Annotated in this window: 13 protein-coding genes; 9 read left to right on the top strand and 4 right to left on the bottom strand. The window is 65.7% G+C overall.

From position 1 onward, the window contains the following. Positions 1-11: 11 nt before the first annotated feature. Complete coding sequence (locus PKKP23_RS05225) at positions 12-779, bottom strand: SDR family NAD(P)-dependent oxidoreductase (RefSeq protein ID WP_126876058.1); 768 nt, start codon at positions 777-779, stop codon at positions 12-14. 14 nt (positions 780-793) lie between these two features. Continuing rightward, entirely contained in the window at positions 794-1,528 is a 735-nt protein-coding gene (locus PKKP23_RS05220; RefSeq protein WP_126876131.1) for an SDR family NAD(P)-dependent oxidoreductase, read from the bottom strand. A gap of 106 nt (positions 1,529-1,634) precedes the next feature. Between PKKP23_RS05220 and PKKP23_RS05215 the strand changes: the two genes are divergently transcribed. From PKKP23_RS05215 to PKKP23_RS05205, 3 genes are all read left to right on the top strand, one after another. Continuing rightward, positions 1,635-2,600: a LysR family transcriptional regulator gene (locus tag PKKP23_RS05215; protein ID WP_126876057.1), complete on the top strand. Its 966-nt coding sequence runs from the start codon at positions 1,635-1,637 to the stop codon at positions 2,598-2,600. Between the two features lie 54 nt (positions 2,601-2,654). Next, entirely contained in the window at positions 2,655-3,386 is a 732-nt protein-coding gene (locus PKKP23_RS05210; RefSeq protein ID WP_126876130.1) for a transporter substrate-binding domain-containing protein, read from the top strand. A 113-nt stretch (positions 3,387-3,499) separates the two neighbouring features. After that, positions 3,500-4,078 carry a hypothetical protein gene (locus PKKP23_RS05205; RefSeq protein ID WP_126876056.1) on the top strand — a complete coding sequence of 193 codons (579 nt, stop codon included), beginning with the start codon at positions 3,500-3,502 and terminating at the stop codon, positions 4,076-4,078. 85 nt (positions 4,079-4,163) lie between these two features. Here PKKP23_RS05205 and glcC read toward each other — a convergent pair whose 3' ends face one another. Continuing rightward, on the bottom strand, positions 4,164-4,934 hold the full coding sequence (glcC, locus tag PKKP23_RS05200) for a transcriptional regulator GlcC (RefSeq protein WP_126876055.1): 771 nt from the start codon (positions 4,932-4,934) through the stop codon (positions 4,164-4,166). A gap of 221 nt (positions 4,935-5,155) precedes the next feature. On the opposite strand from glcC, the gene glcD reads away from it, so the two are divergent. From glcD to PKKP23_RS05170, 6 genes are all read left to right on the top strand, one after another. Then, positions 5,156-6,655, top strand: a complete 1,500-nt coding sequence (glcD, locus tag PKKP23_RS05195; RefSeq protein WP_126876054.1) for a glycolate oxidase subunit GlcD — start codon at positions 5,156-5,158, stop codon at positions 6,653-6,655. Next, positions 6,655-7,749: a glycolate oxidase subunit GlcE gene (gene glcE / locus PKKP23_RS05190; RefSeq protein ID WP_126876053.1), complete on the top strand. Its 1,095-nt coding sequence runs from the start codon at positions 6,655-6,657 to the stop codon at positions 7,747-7,749. Before glcD ends, glcE begins: the two co-directional genes overlap by 1 nt. Before the next feature lie 16 nt (positions 7,750-7,765). Then, entirely contained in the window at positions 7,766-9,010 is a 1,245-nt protein-coding gene (gene glcF / locus PKKP23_RS05185) for a glycolate oxidase subunit GlcF (protein ID WP_126876052.1), read from the top strand. A 1-nt stretch (position 9,011) separates the two neighbouring features. Next, on the top strand, positions 9,012-9,416 hold the full coding sequence (locus PKKP23_RS05180; RefSeq protein WP_017773417.1) for a heme-binding protein: 405 nt from the start codon (positions 9,012-9,014) through the stop codon (positions 9,414-9,416). Between the two features lie 46 nt (positions 9,417-9,462). Further along, positions 9,463-11,637 (top strand): malate synthase G, encoded by a 2,175-nt coding sequence (locus PKKP23_RS05175; RefSeq protein WP_126876051.1) that lies wholly within the window; start codon positions 9,463-9,465, stop codon positions 11,635-11,637. 143 nt (positions 11,638-11,780) lie between these two features. Further along, complete coding sequence (locus PKKP23_RS05170; RefSeq protein WP_420873190.1) at positions 11,781-13,433, top strand: L-lactate permease; 1,653 nt, start codon at positions 11,781-11,783, stop codon at positions 13,431-13,433. Positions 13,434-13,501: 68 nt separating this feature from the next. Here PKKP23_RS05170 and PKKP23_RS05165 read toward each other — a convergent pair whose 3' ends face one another. Then, the gene (locus tag PKKP23_RS05165) at positions 13,502-14,368 is read right to left on the bottom strand and encodes an SDR family oxidoreductase (protein ID WP_126876049.1); all 867 of its coding nucleotides are present in this window, start codon (positions 14,366-14,368) and stop codon (positions 13,502-13,504) included. Positions 14,369-14,433 lie beyond the last annotated feature (65 nt).

Below are 14,433 nucleotides of genomic sequence, written 5' to 3'. Positions count from 1 at the left end.
TCCCGGCGCGCTCAGAGCTTGTAACCACCGCTCGCTTCGATCGTCTGGCCGGTCACCCAGTGGCCTTCATCGGAGGCCAGGAACGCCACGACGGCAGCGATTTCCGAAGGCTCGCCAAAGCGGCCCAGCGCGATTTGCGCCTCGACTGCTTTGACGAGTTCCGGACGCTTCCGAAACTCCGCGTTCGCATCCGTTCGCGTGTAGCCTGGCGCTACGGCGTTCGCCGTGATGCCACGTGGCCCCAGCTCGATTGCGAGCGTATGGGTCAGGGTGTTGATGGCCGCCTTCGCCATCGAGTAGACGGGCGCGGCCGTCACGGGCTTCGTGGCGGCAGCGGAAGAAATGTTGATGATGCGTCCACCATCGGCGAGACGATCGAGAGCGGCCTGAATGATGAAGAAGGGCGCGCGGGCGTAGACCGCCATCAGGGTATCCCAGCTTTCCGGCGTCGCGTCCTTGAAGCCAACCCAGCCGGAATTGCTCGCGTTGTTGACCAGAATGTCGAGCGTTTTGCTGCCGTTGCGCCTGGTGAACTCGCCGTCGAGTGTCTCGAACAAAGCCGGGATGGTCGCCGCATCAACAAGATCCGCATGGATCGCGAACGCGGTGCCTCCCGCTTTCTCTATGGCGGCGATCGTCTCGTCTGCGCTGGATTTGCTGGCGTTGTAGGTTAGCGCGACCATTGCACCGTCCTTTGCAAGACGTTCGGCGATGGCGCGGCCAATGCCCCGTGATGCCCCGGTAACGAGCGCTGTTTTGCCTTCTAGCGATTGCGTCATTTGATTTCTTCTCCTCAGAGTTGTGCCAGGCCACCGTCGACGGCGACCTCGCTGGCAGTCATGAAGCTGCTGTCCGACGACGCAAGAAAGGCGGCCACCGCGCCGATCTCCGCGGGATCGGCCATACGCTGGAGCGGCGTCATTGCACCGTAGGCCTTCTGGCCCTCTTCCCCTAGCGCCTCCTTCGCCAGTTCGGTCGCCGTTGCTCCGGGCGACAGCACGTTCACCCGGATACCGGTGCCCTTCAGGTCCTCCGCCCAGGTTCGCGCGAGGTTGCGCACCGCTGCCTTGCTCGCGCTGTAGGCCGTGAATCCTGGGGCGCCCGTGGTGCCCGCACTCGATCCGGTCAGGATGATCGAACCGCCCTGGCCCATCAGCGGCAGCGCCTTCTGGACCGTGAAGATCGTGCCCTTCACGTTGGTGTCGAAAGTCTCGTCGATGTGTTCGGCGGTGATCTGGCCGAGCGGAAGCGGGCTTCCCGTCCCGGCATTGGCGAAGACGATGTCGAGGGTTCCGCGCTCGGCCTTCACTGCCGCGTAGAGCCGGTCGAGGTCGGCCAGATCGGAGACCGAGCCTTTCACCGCGCGGGCATGGGGCCCGAGTTCGGCGACAGCAGCATCGAGCGCGTCCTGCCGGCGGCCGAAAATGAAGACGAACGCGCCTTCCTCGATGAAGCGCTTTGCTGCGGCGTGGCCGATGCCGGTTGCGCCGCCGGTGATCACAGCGGTCTTTCCATTCAGTCTGTTCATGTCATGCATCCTTCGAAACAACAGCGGGAAACACGATTCTGGCGCTCTTGATTCATGAAGCCAATTGACTAAATATCTATAGCTGTCATCTACTTTTTGGATACCCATGCTCGACAACGTCACCATCAATCAACTTCGGGCCTTCGTCGCCGTGTGTGATGAGGGAAGCTTTTCCGGGGCTGCGCGGGCGCTGAGGCGAGCGCAGTCGGCGATCAGTCACGCGATCCACGCGCTCGAGCGTGCCTTCGATGTGATGCTGTTCGAGCGCAACACGCGCAAAGCGACGCTTACGGCTGCGGGCCGCAGTCTTCTGCCCGATGCTCGCGGGGTGATCTCACGCACCGAGGAAATGAAGATGCGCGCGGTGGCGATTGCCGAAGCCGGCGTCCCCCAGGTCTCGATTGCCGTGGATACCTATTTCCCGCGCGCGCACCTGATTGAATGCCTGCGTACCGTGCAGGCGGACTTTCCGACGGTTGCCATCAATCTGCGCATGACGACCATGCAGGGCGGCGAGCGTCTGGTTCTCGACGGCACGTGTGCATTGGCGGTGACGATCATGGACGTGCCGGAACTGAGCCCAGGCACCATGGAACGGCAGCATTTATGTGACGCACAAATGGTGACCGTCTGCGCGCCATCGCATCCGCTGGCCGCAATCGCGGGGTCCATCCCTCGGGAGGAATTTGGGCGGCACATCCAGCTCGTCGTCACCGACAATCAGCCCGATGCGGAAAAGACACAACAAGGGGTCGCCAGCGAACGCCAGTGGTGGGTGAATGATCTCGGCGCGAAGCACGATCTGCTCAGGGGCGGCTTGTGCTGGGGGCACATGCCGCGTCATATGGTTGCGGACGACCTTGCGAGTGGAACACTTGTCGAACTCCGACGGCGTGCATGGCACATGCGCGCGCTCACATTCATGGTCTCGCAGCGGCGCGGGTACTCGTTTTCCGGATGCGAGACACGGCTGGTCGAACTGCTTGCCGATCCTCAGCGCTTGGCGAAGGATGCCAGCCGGCGCGCCGTCTCAGGCAAAGGCAGGAAAAGCGACGTCCGCGCAGGCAAATAAAATTGTCGACCATCGGCTGATGTGATGGCCGCTTCCATTTCGCGAGAAACAGCGATGAAGGTAACGATTGCGTATATCGAAGAACCGCCGTTCGGGTGGACGAAAGCAGACCGTGCCGCAACGGGCGCGGACATTGACCTGGCCGAAGTGATTCTTCGGGCAATCGGAGTGACCCGCATAGAGTATCGCCTGACGACGTTCAGTGAACTGTTGCCCGGCGTTGAAGCCGGCCGCTGGGATATGAATGTTCCGCTGTTTGTGACACCCGAACGTGCCAATCTGGTCGCCTTCAGCGTGCCGGTATGGGCGATAGGGGACGGGTTTCTGGTTCGGGCGGGAAATCCGAAAGCGCTCGACAGCTATGCGTCACTCGCCCAACGCGACGATGCGCGCCTGGGCATCATTGCGGGGCAGGTGCAACATGACTCGGCGAGAGCGTCGGGTGTAAGCGAAGATCAGATAGTCGTCTTCGAGCATCAGGCCGATGCTATTGCTGCCGTTCGCTCGGGGGAGATCGACGCGTATGCGAGCACAGCCTTGGGAAATCGCATCGTGGCGCAGCGTATGGGCCGTTCGATGCTCGAGGCCGTGGAGCACGAGCCGGGCACGAATGGCACGCAACGGGCGCTTCCGTTCGGAGCGTTCTCGTTTAATCGAGGAAACAGCGATTTGCTCAATGCGGTAAACGCGCAGCTTCGGGCATATCTGGGTTCGCCAGACCATCGCGCGCGCATGTCGAAATTCGGTCTGACACGCAATGAGATCGATCCCGTTCTCGCCGGGTGAGTGTGGGGCGGGTTTGGCCAACTTCGGGCGGTCTCATGGGTGACGCTTACGCGTCCGACGCGTGGTGATGGCTGGAAAGGCTATTCAATGATTCAACCAGGACGGCATACGAGATGAATCTGAAACGCGTGTTTCTTGTGTCGATGCTTGCAGTGCTGATGCTGCCGCTTGCTGCTCTCGCTTTTGTGAAACCACTTCGCGTTGTCGTGCCATCGCTCATGCCGGGGATATCGTGTCCGCGTCCGAACATCTGCACCGACAGCGTTGCTCGACTTGAAGACGCGCAACAACTGTACGAAAGCGGAATCTCTACCGCAGCGGCTGCGGTCGGTCCGTTTCGGCAGGTGCCCCAGGTCGTGTTTTGTACGACCTCATCCTGTGCCGATTTATTTGGACTGGGGCAGCGCGCGGCAGAAGCCGTAGGGAATTTGAGACTGGTTATCGCGCCTCGTGGCTGGAAGGCGTTTTATCTCGCACACGAGCTGATCCACTACCGGCAAGCGGAATCAATGGGAAATCTGGCCGTCGCAACCAAGCCAAGGTGGCTGATCGAAGGCATGGCGTACTCCTTGAGCGGCGACCCGCGGCGCCCACTTACGGCTCCCTTTGAACAATGGCGCTCCCAGTTTGAAACATGGCATGCGGGTCTGGGCGATCGAGATCTATGGGATGCGGCGAGGGGCGTACGTTGAAACCGGGGGCGTGAGCGCAGATTGTTTACTTCGGAACGCGCAGCACTCCCAAAACGACCGGCCTCACGACAAGACCCACCACCCCTCAAGTCCACCCCTCAAGCCGCAGCGTTGCCCGCACGAGCCTCTGCTCTTCGTTCTCAATCTCGTGAAGATAATCAACGACGTTGCGGATGTGCTCGCTCGCCGCCCGGCGCGCCTGCTCGGGCAACCGTCCCGTTACGGCGTTATAGAAGCGCGCGTGCTGTCGGTCGATCTGCTTCTTCAGCGGCTCCCGGTGGTAGAGGTTGTTGACCGACGCGAACACCGAACTCAGCAGCAGGTCGGTAAGCGACTGCAACGTATTGACGAGAACGGGGTTGTGCGACGCCTCGTAGATCGCCCGGTGAAACGCGTGATCGAGCCTGGCCCGTTCGGCGGGCGGTAGATTCTGAGCCTCAGGCGCGTTCATTTCCTCATAGCGCCTCGTGATGAGGATGAAGTCCGCTTCCGTGCCGCGCAGCGCCGCCAGTCTGGCGGCTTCGGCCTCCAGCATGCCGCGCACCTCGAACAGGTCGTAGAGCGTGCGTGGCTGCGACGCGAGCAGGTGCATCATCGGCGTGATGTGCTCCTGCGGCGTGAGGTTGGCGACGAACGACCCCTTGCCGTGCTGCGTTTCGATGATGCCGCGTGCGCGCAGCACCTTCATGCCTTCGCGCAGCGCGGTGCGCGAGACCCCCAGCTTTTCCGTGAGGCGGCGCTCCGAGGGCAGCGCCTGGCCCACCTTGAGCACGCCGTCCACGATCAGTTTCTCGATGCGCTCGGCCACCACGTCGGCAACGCGCCGGGCGCCGGCCGTCTGTTCCTTGCTATTCATGCTGGTATGACCACTTTTTAAGGGATAGCCTGATTATCTCATAAGTGCATGAATTTATTGGAATAGATGGAAATCATGGAGCCCCTGTCAGGGCGCTTGAAAAAGAACTGGTGTGACCAGTGCGGAAGGGGGTAGACAGCGGCGCGCCCAGCCCCAAGAATCGCGGGCATTCGAGACGCCGGGGTGCGGCAAGGGGAGGCACCCGCGATGGAGACAATGCAATGAGCTTTACCTACGACGAGGCGATCGACGGCCCGCTGCCGACGGTGGACCGCGCCGAACTCGCCGCGGCGCTTCGCGCCCGCGCGCCCGCGCTGGAAATCCTGACTGACCGCGAAGATCTGCGGCCCTTCGAATGCGACGGCCTTGCCGCCTATCGGACGGTGCCGCTGCTCGTCGCGCTGCCGTCCACCATCGAGGAAGTGCGCGCGGTGCTCATGGAGGCCACGGCGCGCGGCGTGCCCGTGGTGGCGCGCGGCGCGGGCACCGGTCTTTCGGGCGGCGCGATGCCGCTCGAAAAAGGCATCCTGCTCGTGATGGCGAAGTTCAACCGCATTCTGGATATCGACGCCGACGCGGGCACCGCGCGCGTGCAGCCGGGCGTGCGCAATCTCGCCATCTCGCAGGCCGCCGCGCCGCATGGCCTCTACTACGCGCCCGATCCGTCGTCGCAGATTGCCTGCTCGATCGGCGGCAACGTCGCCGAGAACGCCGGCGGCGTGCACTGTCTCAAGTACGGTCTCACGGTTCACAACATCCTGAAGGTCGACGTGCTGACTATCGACGGCGAACTGGTCACGCTCGGCTCCGAGGCGCTCGACAGCCCCGGCTTCGACCTGCTCGCGCTCTTCACCGGCTCGGAGGGCATGCTCGGCGTGGTGGTGGAAGTCACCGTGAAGCTGTTGCCGAAGCCGCAGAGCGTGAAGGTCTTGATGGCCAGTTTCGACGACGTCGAACGCGCGGGCGGCGCGGTGGCGAAGATCATCGGCGCGGGGGTGATCCCGGGCGGCCTCGAGATGATGGACAACCTCGCCATCCGCGCAGCCGAAGACTTCATTCACGCGGACTATCCCGTGGACGCCGAGGCAATCCTGCTGTGCGAACTCGACGGCGCGTGCGACGACGTGGAGGAAGACGCCGAACTGGTGGGCGCGCTGCTGCGCGAGGCCGGCGCGAGCGACCTGCGCGTGGCGCGCGACGAGGCCGAGCGGCAGCGCTTCTGGGCCGGCCGCAAGAACGCGTTCCCGGCGGTGGGGCGCATCTCGCCGGACTACTACTGCATGGACGGCACCATCCCGCGGCGCGAACTGCCACGCGTGCTCAAGGGCATCGCCGCATTGTCGGAGCACTACGGGCTCAAGGTCGCGAACGTGTTTCATGCGGGCGACGGCAACATGCATCCGCTGATCTTGTTCGATGCGAACCAGCCCGGCGAAATGGACCGCGCCGAGGCGCTGGGCGGCCGCATTCTGGAGCTGTGCGTCGAAGTGGGCGGCAGCATCACGGGCGAGCACGGCGTGGGCCGCGAGAAGATCAACCAGATGTGCGTGCAATTCAAGCGCGACGAGATCGAATATTTCCACGCCGTGAAGGCGGCGTTCGACCCGTCAGGCCTGCTCAATCCCGGCAAGAACATCCCCACGCTGCACCGCTGCGCCGAATTCGGCGCCATGCACGTGCACCGCGGCGGCCTGCCCTTTCCCGAACTGGAGCGGTTCTGATGCGGCGCGAACTGGATTCGATGGACAACAGCGCCGCGCTGATCGCCCAGGTGGAAGCGGCGCTTGCCGCGCGCACGCCGGTGCGCATACGCGGCGGCAACAGCAAGGCATGGCTCGGGCGCACGCTCGGTGCGCCGCACGTGCATGAGGTGCATGAGGTGCGCGAGATCGACACGCGCGGCCATCACGGCATCGTCCACTACGACCCGACCGAACTCGTCATGACGGTGCGCACCGGCACGCCGCTCGCGGACGTGGAGGCCGTGCTGAACGAAGCGGGGCAGATGCTGCCGTTCGAGGCGCCGCTCTTCGGCGGCGCGGCCACCGTGGGCGGCATGCTCGCGGCGGGGCTCTCGGGCGCGCGGCGTCCGTGGGTGGGCGCGGTGCGCGACTACGTGCTGGGCTGCCGGGTAATCACGGGACACGCGCGGCACCTGCGCTTTGGCGGCGAGGTGATGAAGAACGTAGCCGGCTACGACGTCTCGCGGCTGATGGCGGGCAGCTTCGGCTGCCTCGGGCTCGTCACCGAGGTGTCGTTCAAGGTGCTGCCGCAGCCGCGCGCCACGCGCCACCTCGCGCTGGAACTCACGGCGCAGCAGGCGCGTGAGCGGCTCTTCGGCTGGCGCCGCGACGCGTTGCCCGTCACGGGCGCCTGCTACGCCCAGGGCGTGCTGCAACTGCGGCTGGAGGGCGGCACCGGCTCCGTGCGGGCCGCGCGCGAGGCGATCGGCGGCGCCGATGCCGACGCCGCCTTCTGGGCCCAACTGCGCGACTTCACGCTGCCGTTCTTCGCAGACGAACGGCCGCTCTGGCGCCTGTCGCTGCCCGCAGGGGCGCCGCTCGTGGCGCTGCCGGGCGATGCGCTGCTCGACTGGGGCGGCGCGCAGCGCTGGCTCAAGACCACCGCCGGCGCCGACGACATCCGCAGCCTCGCGCGCGAGCTTGGCGGCCACGCAACGGCGTTCACGCAAGGCGTGACCGACTCGCCGTTCCAGCCGCTGCCCGACGCCCTGATGCAACTGCACCGGCGCCTGAAGGCACAACTCGACCCGCAGGGAATTTTCAATCCGGGCCGCCTGTACGCGGACCTTTGACGCTGGGTGCCTCACGATGCAAACCAATCTGAGCGAAGCCGCGCAGTCGCTTGCGCGCGCCGAAGAGGCGGAATCCATCCTGCGCGCCTGCGTGCACTGCGGCTTCTGCAACGCCACCTGCCCCACCTACCAGTTGCTGGGCAACGAACTCGACGGGCCGCGCGGGCGCATTTATCTGATCAAGCAGGTGCTCGAAGGGCAGCCTGTGACGGAAAAGACGCGCCTGCACCTCGACCGTTGCCTTAGCTGCCGAAACTGCGAGACGACGTGTCCTTCCGGCGTGCGCTATCACGCGCTGCTGGACATCGGTCGCGCCGAGGTCGAACGGCGCACGGTACGGCCTGCACGCGAGCGCTGGCTGCGGGCCGGCCTGCGTCACAGCGTGTCGCGGCCCGGTGTGTTTGCAGGGCTGCTCGGTGCGGGCCGCGCCGCGCGCGCGCTGCTGCCCGAAGTGGTGCGCGAGAAAATTCCCGCGCACGCGCCCACTGCGCGCCCCAGCCCGCGGCCGCCCGCGCGCCACGCGCGTCGCGTGCTGATGCTGGAAGGCTGCGTGCAGCCCACGCTTACGCCCAACACGAACGCGGCTGCGGCGCGCGTGCTCGACCGCCTCGGCATCAGCGTGACGCCTGCGCCCCGGGCCGGCTGCTGCGGCGCCAACGAATACCACCTGAACGCCCAGGAGGCGGGGCTCGCGCGTGCGCGCCGCAACATCGACGCCTGGTGGCCCGCCATCGAAGCGGGCGCCGAGGCGATCGTCATCTCGGCAAGCGGCTGCGGCGCCTTCGTGAAGGAGTACGGCGACCTGCTGCGCTTCGATCCGGCCTATGCGGACAAGGCGCGGCGCGTGAGTGCGCTGGCCCGCGACCTGGTTGAGGTCATTGCGGCGGAGCCGCTCGACGCGTTCGCGCCCGTGGCGGGCAAGCGCATCGCCGTCCATTGCCCGTGCACGCTGCAGCATGCGCAGCGCCTGGGCGGCGCGGTGGAGGGTGTGCTCACGCGGCTGGGCTTCGATCTGACGAGCGTGGCGAACGGTCATCTGTGCTGCGGCTCGGCCGGAACGTACTCGCTTACGCAACCCGAGATCGCGAAGCAATTGCGCGACAACAAGCTCGATGCGCTCGAAGCCGGCCAGCCCGAGGCCATCGTCACGGCCAACGTGGGCTGCCAGACGCACCTGAACGGTGCAGGCCGCACGCCCGTCAGCCACTGGATCGAACTCGTGGATTCCCTGCTTTCCCCCAACCCCCAACAGAAGCTCTGACATGCAGACCAAACCCGTGCTCGGCGCCGCCGAGGCACACCGTATTCTCGAAGCCGCCCGTACTGAAGCCGAGCGCAACGGCTGGGCCGTGGCCATTGCCGTGGTGGACGACGGCGGGCACCCGCTCGCGTTCGCACGCCTTGACGGCGCGGCGCCCATCAGCGCCTACATCGCCCAGGAGAAGGCGCGCACCGCGGCACTCGGTCGCCGCGAGACGAAAGCCTACGAAGAGATGATCAATGGCGGTCGCACCGCCTTTCTTAGCGCGCCACTCTGCGCGACACTGGAGGGCGGCGTGCCGGTGGTCGTCGACGCAGTGGTCGTGGGCGCCGTCGGCGTGTCGGGCGTGAAGTCCGACCAGGACGCACAGGTTGCCAGCGCGGGCGCGAAGAGCGTCGCCGCCTGAGCGTGTATCAGAGTTAAAGAATCAGCCGACGAAGGAAGGAAGCGAAATGATCGAACACCACGGACTTCAGGTCGACGAAGGGCTTGCCCGCTTCATCGAAACAGAAGCGCTGCCCGGCACGGGCGTAGCAGCCGATGCGTTCTGGCAAGGCTTTGCCACGCTCGTCCATGAGTTGACGCCGCAGAACCGCGCATTGCTCGCCGAGCGCGAGCGCCTGCAGAACGAACTGGACGGCTGGCACCGCGCGCATCCCGGCCCGGTGCGCGATCTGGCTGCCTACCGCGCCTTCCTCTCGCAGATCGGCTATCTCGTGCCCGCGCCCGCGCAGGTTGCGGCGACCACGGCGAACGTGGACAGCGAGATCGCCTCGCAAGCCGGTCCGCAACTCGTCGTGCCGCTTTCGAACGCGCGCTACGCGCTGAACGCCGCCAATGCGCGCTGGGGCAGCCTGTATGACGCGCTCTACGGCACCGACGCACTGCCCGAAGACGGCGGCGCCACGCGCGAGGGCGCGTACAACCCCGTGCGCGGCGCTCAGGTGGTCGCCTTCGCGCGGGCCTTCCTCGACCGCGCCGCGCCGCTCGCCGGCGGCTCGCATCGCTATGCGACCGGCTACGTGGTTGAGGCGGGTGCACTCGCGGTCAAGACCGCACAGGGCACGCTGGCGCTCGCCGACCCGTCGCAACTGGTCGGCTACCAGGGCGACGCTGCCGCGCCCACCGCCGTTCTTCTGAAGCATCACGGCCTGCACATCGAGATCCAGATCGACGCTTCCACGCCCGTGGGCGCGACCGATCCGGCTCACGTGAAGGACCTGCTGCTGGAGGCGGCCGTCTCCACGATCATCGATTGCGAAGATTCGGTGGCGGCTGTGGACGCCGAAGACAAGGTTGCGCTCTACCGCAACTGGCTGGGCCTGATGCAGGGCACGCTGACGGAGACGGTCGCAAAGGGCGGGCGCACCTTCACGCGCGCCCTGAACGCCGACCGCGCGTACCGCGCGCCGAACGGCTCGGCGCTGACGCTGCACGGCCGCTCGCTGCTGTTCGTGCGCAACGTGGGCCACCTGATGACGACGGGCGCCGTGCTGGACCGCGACGGCAACGAGATTCCGGAAGGCATTCTGGACGGCGTCGTGACGACGCTGTGCGCGATGCACGACCTGAAGTCGAAGCGCAACTCGCGCACGGGTTCCATCTACATCGTGAAGCCGAAGATGCACGGCCCGAGCGAAGTGGCCTTCGCCGACACGCTGTTCGCACGCGTGGAAGACCTGCTTGGCCTGCCGCGCGCCACGATCAAGATGGGCATCATGGACGAGGAGCGCCGCACCAGCGTGAACCTCTCCGCGTGCATTGCGGCCGCGTCTTCGCGCGTCGCGTTCATCAACACGGGCTTCCTCGACCGCACCGGCGACGAAATGCATACGGCCATGGAAGCGGGCCCGATGCTGCGCAAGGGCGACATGAAGTCCACGGCGTGGATCACGGCCTATGAGCGCAACAACGTGCTCGCGGGTCTGGCCGCGGGGCTGCGCGGGCGCGCGCAGATCGGCAAGGGCATGTGGGCGATGCCGGACCTGATGCACGCCATGCTGGAGCAGAAGATCGCGCATCCGCGCGCGGGCGCCAACACGGCGTGGGTGCCGTCGCCCACGGCCGCCACCCTGCACGCCTTGCACTATCACGACGTGGACGTGCAGGCCGTTCAGCAGGACATGGAGCGCATCGACTACCGCAGCGAGCGCGACGCGTTGCTCGACGGGCTGCTCACGGTGCCTGTCGTGGAGCGCGCGCAATGGAGCGACGAAGACATCCGCCGCGAAGTCGAGAACAACGCGCAGGGCATTCTCGGTTATGTCGTGCGTTGGGTGGAGCAGGGCGTGGGCTGCTCGAAGGTGCCGGACATCAACAACGTCGGCCTGATGGAAGACCGCGCCACGCTGCGCATCTCCAGTCAGCACATTGCGAACTGGCTGCGGCACGGCGTCGTGTCGCGCGACTTCGTGCTCGACGTATTCCGCCGCATGGCGGCCGTGGTCGACACGCAGAACGCAGGCGACGCGCACTATCGCCCGATGGCGCCGAACTTCGACGCGTCGTATGCCTTCAAGGCCGCGTGCGCGCTCGCGCTGCAAGGCAAGGACCAGCCGGCCGGCTATACCGAGCCGCTGCTGCATCGCTATCGGCTTGCGTTCAAGCGTCAGGAACGGGTGGACTGAGCAACGGGGCGGGCGCTTCGGCGCCCGTTTTTTTCGTCTGCTTCGGGCAGCGCCGCATCCCGAAGCAGCGCTTCATTGCGAGCGCGGCAGCATATCGATAAAAGTCCCGTCCACGGGACATTGGAGACATAGTGAATCCCGTTTTGGCCGCTTCGGCATTACCCGCAGGAACCCTGTTCGCGCAGCCGCTGACACCCGTCGGCAACTCGCTTGCGCTGTCGTTTCTCGTCGCCCTCGTTCCGATCGCGGTTGCGCTCGCCATGCTCGGCATTCTGCGCCGGCCCGCCTGGCAGGCCTCGCTCGCGGGGCTGGTGTCGGGCCTCGTGATCGCGATCGGCGTGTGGGGCATGCCCACCGGCCTCGCGCTCGACGCCGTAGGCGCCGGCATGACGCTCGCGCTGATGCCGGTCATGTGGATCGTCGTCAACGCGCTGCTGCTCTACAACATCGCGGTCAAGTCGGGACGCTTCGACCAGTTCCGTCAATGGATGCTCGACCATCTTCCCGACGACCGGCGCCTCGTGCTGCTCGTCGTGGCGTTCTCGTTCGGCTGTCTGCTGGAAGGCATCTCGGGCTTCGGCACGCCGGTGGCGATCACGAGCGCGCTGCTGGTCGGACTCGGCTTTCCCGCCGTCGAAGCGCTCACCTTCACGCTGATCTTCAACACGGCTCCGGTTGCATTCGGCGCGCTCGGTGTGCCCATCACGGTGCTGGGCGCCGTGACGTCGCTGCATCCGCAGACGCTCGGCGCGATGGTGGGCCGCCAGTTGCCGTTCTTCGCGTTCCTGCTGCCGTTCTACGTGGTGGGCATGTACGGCGGCGTGCGTTCCATCCGCAAGCTGTGGCCGGCGCTCGTGGTGTCGGGCGGCAGCTTCGCGCTCGCGCAGTTCGTCACCTCGAACTTCCTCGGCTACGAGCTGACGGACGTGCTCGCGTCGCTCACCTCGCTGATCGTCACGATCAGCTTCCTCAAGGTCTGGAAGCCGGAGCCCGATCCGGCGTTCGCAATCGCACGCGATGCAGGGAGCAATGCGGCGCGCGCGAAGAACCACGCAGACCGTATCGGCTACGGCGGCTGGCTGCCGTGGATCATCGTTTCGGTGGTCGTGATCTTCTGGGTGCATGCGGGCATCGCGTCGATCGGCCAGGCGAACGTGAAGTGGCCCGGCCTGCACAACGCCGTCTACATGACGCTCTATCACAAGTCCTATGCGGCGGTCTGGTCGTTTCAGCCGCTCGGAACCGGCACGGCGATTCTGCTTGCCGCGGTGATAACGGCGCTGTGGACCCGCGTGGGATTCGGCGGCTTCCTTGCCTGCGTCGCGCAGACCTGGAAGCAGACGCGCATCGCCATCATCACCGTGATGATGATCGTGGCGCTGGCCTACCTGCTCAATTACTCGGGCATGAGCTATACGCTCGGCATGGGCGTCGCATCCACGGGTGTGTTGTTCCCGCTCGTTTCGGCCACGCTGGGCTGGATCGCCGTGTTTCTTTCGGGTAGCGACACGTCGGGCAACGCGCTGTTCGGCAACCTGCAGGTGGTGGCCGCGAAGCAGCTTGGGCTGGATCCGGTGCTGATGGCGGCGACCAACTCGTCGGGCGGTGTGATGGGCAAGATGATCTCGCCGCAAAACATCGCGACCGGGGTGGCCACCACGGACCTCAAAGGCAAGGAGGGCGTGGTGTTCGTGCGGACCTTCTGGCACAGCGTGTTCCTGACGCTGGTACTCGGCGTGCTCGTGTTCCTGCAGCAGCACGTGCTGAGCTGGATGATTCCGACGTTGCCGCATTGAGCGGAGGCTTCAAGCGAGTCCTGCGTCCCGGCTGGCGGCACCTACTGTACCAGCCGGGACGGTCAGCGTCAGCGCGCTGCTTTCCCACCCCAGCTTGCCGCGTGATCCGTTACGAACTGCTCGAAGGTGCGCGGGGGCTGCGCGAGCAGCGTCTCGACATCGGGGCTCACTGCCGCCGCGTGGCCGGCCGCGATAGCGCGATTCAAGCTCATGACGGTTTCGATCGACCACGCGTCCAGCTGCGCTTCCCGCATGGAGGCGATCGCTGCTTCATCCGGCACGGCCACGTAGCCGATGCTGCGTCCCAGCGCTGCGCCAATGCGCTCAACGACGTCGTCGTTGGACAACGCCTCACGGCCGGTCAGCGTGTACGTCTTGCCGGCGTGCGCGGCAGGTTGCCGGAGAATCGAAGCGTTGACGGCCGCTATGTCGCGCACGTCGACGAACGAGACCTTTCCCTCGCCCTGTGGCAGATAAAGCGTCCCTGCGCGGATCGCATCGCCGTAGAACGTCAGATAGTTCTGCATGAAGCAATTTGGCAGCGTCAGCGTGTACGCCATACCGGACTGCTTCACCAACTCGTCGATCTGCCTCTGGACGAGACCCACCGCAGAAGGGTTTGCGGACACGGCTTCGGCCCCCGACGAGCGAACGATGTGCTTGACGCCGGCCATTCTGGCCGCGTCGAGGGCATTGCGGGCCAGCTCGACCATGTCGGCCTGCAGCGGAAGCAGCAGGAACAGGGTGTGGATGCCGCGCAACGCGGGCACGAGGCTCGCGGGGTTCGCGAGATCGGCATGGCGGGTTTCGATGCCTTCAACGGCTTTGCCGGTGGACGACATGGCCACGAGGTTCGCTCCGGCCGCTTTAAGCGCGTTGACGAGTTCGCGGCCTACGGTGCCGGTGGCACCGGTAACAAGAATGGTGTTCGACATGCGGTGTGGGTCCTTGATAGAACGTGAGTTTGAGTACGCTGCCAGCCGTTGGAGCGCGCAGCGTG

Origin of the sequence: Paraburkholderia kururiensis JCM 10599 = LMG 19447 (genome assembly GCF_003986935.1) — a bacterium.
GTDB classification, from domain to species: domain Bacteria; phylum Pseudomonadota; class Gammaproteobacteria; order Burkholderiales; family Burkholderiaceae; genus Paraburkholderia; species Paraburkholderia kururiensis.
This window is presented reverse-complemented; position numbering and strand designations above follow the sequence as displayed.

Coding starts and splice junctions, on each gene's coding strand:
- PKKP23_RS05205 (WP_126876056.1), top strand. CDS start 3,500: ATGAATCTGAAACGCGTGTTTCTTGTGTCGATGCTTGCAGTGCTGATG.
- glcE (WP_126876053.1), top strand. CDS start 6,655: ATGCGGCGCGAACTGGATTCGATGGACAACAGCGCCGCGCTGATCGCC.
- glcF (WP_126876052.1), top strand. CDS start 7,766: ATGCAAACCAATCTGAGCGAAGCCGCGCAGTCGCTTGCGCGCGCCGAA.
- PKKP23_RS05180 (WP_017773417.1), top strand. CDS start 9,012: ATGCAGACCAAACCCGTGCTCGGCGCCGCCGAGGCACACCGTATTCTC.
- PKKP23_RS05210 (WP_126876130.1), top strand. CDS start 2,655: ATGAAGGTAACGATTGCGTATATCGAAGAACCGCCGTTCGGGTGGACG.
- PKKP23_RS05165 (WP_126876049.1), bottom strand. CDS start 14,368: ATGTCGAACACCATTCTTGTTACCGGTGCCACCGGCACCGTAGGCCGC.
- PKKP23_RS05175 (WP_126876051.1), top strand. CDS start 9,463: ATGATCGAACACCACGGACTTCAGGTCGACGAAGGGCTTGCCCGCTTC.
- PKKP23_RS05225 (WP_126876058.1), bottom strand. CDS start 779: ATGACGCAATCGCTAGAAGGCAAAACAGCGCTCGTTACCGGGGCATCA.
- PKKP23_RS05215 (WP_126876057.1), top strand. CDS start 1,635: ATGCTCGACAACGTCACCATCAATCAACTTCGGGCCTTCGTCGCCGTG.
- glcC (WP_126876055.1), bottom strand. CDS start 4,934: ATGAATAGCAAGGAACAGACGGCCGGCGCCCGGCGCGTTGCCGACGTG.
- PKKP23_RS05220 (WP_126876131.1), bottom strand. CDS start 1,528: ATGAACAGACTGAATGGAAAGACCGCTGTGATCACCGGCGGCGCAACC.
- glcD (WP_126876054.1), top strand. CDS start 5,156: ATGAGCTTTACCTACGACGAGGCGATCGACGGCCCGCTGCCGACGGTG.